Consider the following 3,586-nt stretch of genomic DNA (forward strand, 5'->3'; position numbering starts at 1 on the left):
GACGCCGTGCGCGGCGACCGAGGTCAACAGCGACGACTGGAACCAGCCGCGATGCTGGTCGCTGCCCTCGAGATAGAGATCGGCGGGCCATTTGAGCGCAGGCCAGCGCCCGCTTTCCAGCGTAAAAGCGTGGGTGCAGCCCGAATCGAACCAGACGTCGAGAATGTCCGTCACGCGCTCATAGTCGGCCTCGTTGTAGTCGTTGCCGAGGAAGTCGCTCGCGGGCCGTTCGAACCAGGCATCCGCGCCTTCCTTCGCCACCGCTTCCACAATGCGCGCGTTCACCTTTTCGTCGCGCAGCAATTCGCCGGTCTTCGTATTCACGAAAAGCGTGAGCGGCACGCCCCAGGCGCGCTGGCGCGACAGCACCCAGTCGGGCCGCGCCTCGATCATCGAATGCAGGCGGTTGCGGCCGGAGCGCGGAGTGAACTCCACCAGCGTGTCGATGGATTTCAGCGCGCGCTCGTCGTCGTCCTCGTCATCCTCGTCCATGCCGTCGTCCAGCGCCACGTCGATGGCGGCGAACCATTGCGGCGTGTTGCGGAAGATCAGCGGCGCCTTGGAGCGCCAGGAATGCGGATAGTCATGCTTGATCCGGCCGCGGGCAAACAGCATGTCGGCATCGATCAGCGCCTTGATGACGCGGTCGTTTGCATCGCCCTTCTTGCCGTTATCATCCATGACGCGGGCAGCGCCACCTTCGGCGGATGGGCCGAAGCCATAGGCCTCCTCGGTGTAATAGCCGTCATCGCCGACCGTGAACGGGATCTTCGCGGAGATGCCGCGCGCCTCAAGCTCGCGGGCCTTCTCCATCCACGCGTCAAAGTCCTCGCGACCATGGCCCGGCGCGGTGTGCACGAAGCCGGTACCGGCGTCATCGGTGACGTGATCGCCGTCGAGCAGCGGGACCTTGAAGTCGTAGCCGAGGGAAGCGAGCGGATGGGCGCAGGTGATCGCAGAGAGTTCGTCACCGGCAACGTCGCGGACAAGCTTCAGCTCTACCTTGGCCTTGGCGGCGCATTCCTCGGCAAGGTTCTTCGCAAAGAGAAGCTTTTCGCCGGGCTGCGGTCCAAAATCATTGGTCGCCTCGGTAACTTCATAGAGGCCGTATTCGAGACGCGACGAGAACGAGATGCCGCGATTGCCCGGGATCGTCCACGGCGTTGTAGTCCAGATGACAACAAACGCATCCTTAAGGCCAAATTTGGCATGAAACTTTTCAACGTCTTTCTCTGGTTCGGAAGAGCCGTGCTCAACCGCGAGAGACTTTCGTATCCGATTCATCCCAGCTTCAGGATCCGTCCCTTCAGCAATCACAGGAAACTTCACCCAAACCGTATCCGACTGAACCTCGTGATACTCCACTTCCGCCTCGGCCAAAGCCGTGCGTTCGACCACCGACCACATCACCGGCTTGGAGCCGCGATAGAGCTGGCCGGACTTGGCGATCTTCAGGAGTTCGCCGGCGATCCGGGCCTCGGCGTGGAAGGCCATCGTGGTGTAGGGGTTTTCGAAATCGCCCTCGATGCCTAGGCGCTGGAATTCAGCAGTCTGGACGTCGATCCACCCTTGCGCGAATTCGCGGCACTGGCGGCGGAATTCGTTGATCTCGACCTCGTCCTTGTTCTGGCCCTTGGCGCGATAGGCTTCCTCGATCTTCCATTCGATCGGCAGGCCGTGGCAGTCCCAGCCGGGAACGTAATTGCTGTCATAGCCGCGCATCTGGAACGAGCGGGTGATGACGTCCTTGAGGATCTTGTTCAGCGCGTGGCCGATATGGATGTTGCCATTGGCATAGGGCGGGCCGTCGTGGAGCACGAATTTCTCGCGGCCCTTGGCGTCCTCGCGCAGCTTCTTGTAGAGCCCGATCTCCTGCCAGCGGGCAACCGTTTCCGGCTCCTTTTCGGGCAGACCGGCGCGCATCGGGAAATCGGTCTGCGGCAGATAGAGGGTCTTGGAATAATCGATGGTGTCTTTTGTATCGCTCATGGGTTCGCGGCCTTCTGGCGGCGCGTATCGCGCGCATTTATAGGGGAATTTGAGACGGTCGAGGCGCTTGAAACGCCGAAATCCCGGACCTTCCGGCGCTCAAACCTCAAGCAGCGCGGAAAGCCGGGCCAATAATTCGTATGGTGCGAAACCGGTACCCAGTCATCATGCGCCGTCTTTACTGATTTTTCGCGGGGATGAAAAGAGCCATGCGCGAGAAACTGCCGTAGGTACAATCATCAAAACGCGATCTTCGCGTCGAGTTCCGAAAACGGCTTCACGCCGGAGAGCAGCGCCCGCGCCTGATCGGAATCGCGATGCATCTGGGCGACCAGGGCTTCGAGGCCGTCGAACTTGAGTTCGTCGCGCAGCCGGCCGAACAGCGAGACCGCGCCCTCCTCGCCATAGAGATCGCCCTTGAAGTCGAAGATATAGGTTTCCAGCAGCGGGCGACCGTCCTCCACCACGGTCGGACGGCGGCCGAAGCTTGCGACGCCGTCATGCAGCGTGCCGCAGGGGCGGCGGTAGCGCACGGCATAGATGCCGGGGCGCAGCTTGGCGTCGGGATCGAAGGCCATATTGGCGGTCGGGAAGCCCAGCGTGCGGCCAAGTTTCTCGCCGTGGATCACCTCGCCAGTTACCGTATAGCGATAGCCGAGCAGACCGGACGCCTGAACCACCTCGCCCCGCGTCAGGAGATCGCGGATCCGGCTTGAGGAGACGACATCGGCGCCTTCGTCGCGAAAGGCATCCATCAGCGTGACGCCGAAGCCGTGGCGCTTGCCGGCGGCCATCAGATAGGCCGGGCCGCCCTCGCGGTTGCGGCCGAAATGGAAATCGAAGCCGGTCACCACCTCGCTGGCGGCAAGCCAATCGATCAGCACCGTGGTGACGAATTCTTCCGGCGAGCGCTGCGAGAACGTTCGATCGAATGGATATTCGATGACGGCGTGATAGCCCATCGCCTCCAGCAGCCGCGCCTTCATCGGCGCCGGCGTCAGCCGAAACACCGGGTTTTGCGGATTGAACACCGAGCGCGGATGCGGCTCGAAGGTCAGCACCAGCGCCGGCACGCCGCGCTCCTCGGCAATGGCAAGCGCGCGATTGAGCACGCTTTGATGGCCGCGATGGACGCCATCGAAATTGCCGATCGCAACCACCCCGCCCTTCAGCGTTTCAGGCAGCGGCTCACGAAATTCATTGCGATGGAATACGGTCATGCTGTGCGTCCGGCGCGTGTTCAGGCGAGTTTCGTCATCCAGTATTTCGGATGCGCGCCGTGTTGCGTCAAGAACCGATCGAGCGACGCTTCGTCAACTTTACCGTTCACGGCGTAATCGGCTTCGTGGATGCCTTCGGCCACGAACAGCAGGTCGAGACCGTAATCGATCGCGCCGCGCACATCCGTCGGCATGCCGTCGCCGATGGCGAGCACGCGGGCGGCATCGACATCGCCTCTGAGCTCCGTGGCCTTGGCCAGCGCCGCATCATAGATCGGCTTGTGGGGCTTGCCGGCGATGCGGGTTTGACCACCGAGTTCGCTGTAAAGTGCCGCGAGCGCGCCAGCGCAGGGCACGAGCCGGTTACCGCGCGAGAC

At 62.4% G+C, this 3,586-nt stretch carries 3 protein-coding genes; all 3 read right to left on the reverse strand.

Features of this window, described 5'->3' with window-relative positions; all coding sequences use genetic code 11:
- On the reverse strand, positions 1 to 1,989 hold a 1,989-nt coding region (locus B4E36_RS18170), incomplete at its 3' end, for an isoleucine--tRNA ligase (protein WP_345900648.1).
- 239 nt (positions 1,990 to 2,228) lie between these two features.
- Positions 2,229 to 3,209, reverse strand: coding sequence for a bifunctional riboflavin kinase/FAD synthetase (locus B4E36_RS18175; RefSeq protein WP_230720666.1), 981 nt, complete (start codon positions 3,207 to 3,209; stop codon positions 2,229 to 2,231).
- A 20-nt stretch (positions 3,210 to 3,229) separates the two neighbouring features.
- The coding region (locus B4E36_RS18180) for an HAD hydrolase-like protein (RefSeq protein ID WP_345900649.1) at positions 3,230 to 3,586 on the reverse strand (357 nt) is incomplete at its 5' end.

This window comes from Martelella sp. UBA3392, from assembly GCF_002358775.1.
Lineage (GTDB): Bacteria > Pseudomonadota > Alphaproteobacteria > Rhizobiales > Rhizobiaceae > Martelella > Martelella mediterranea.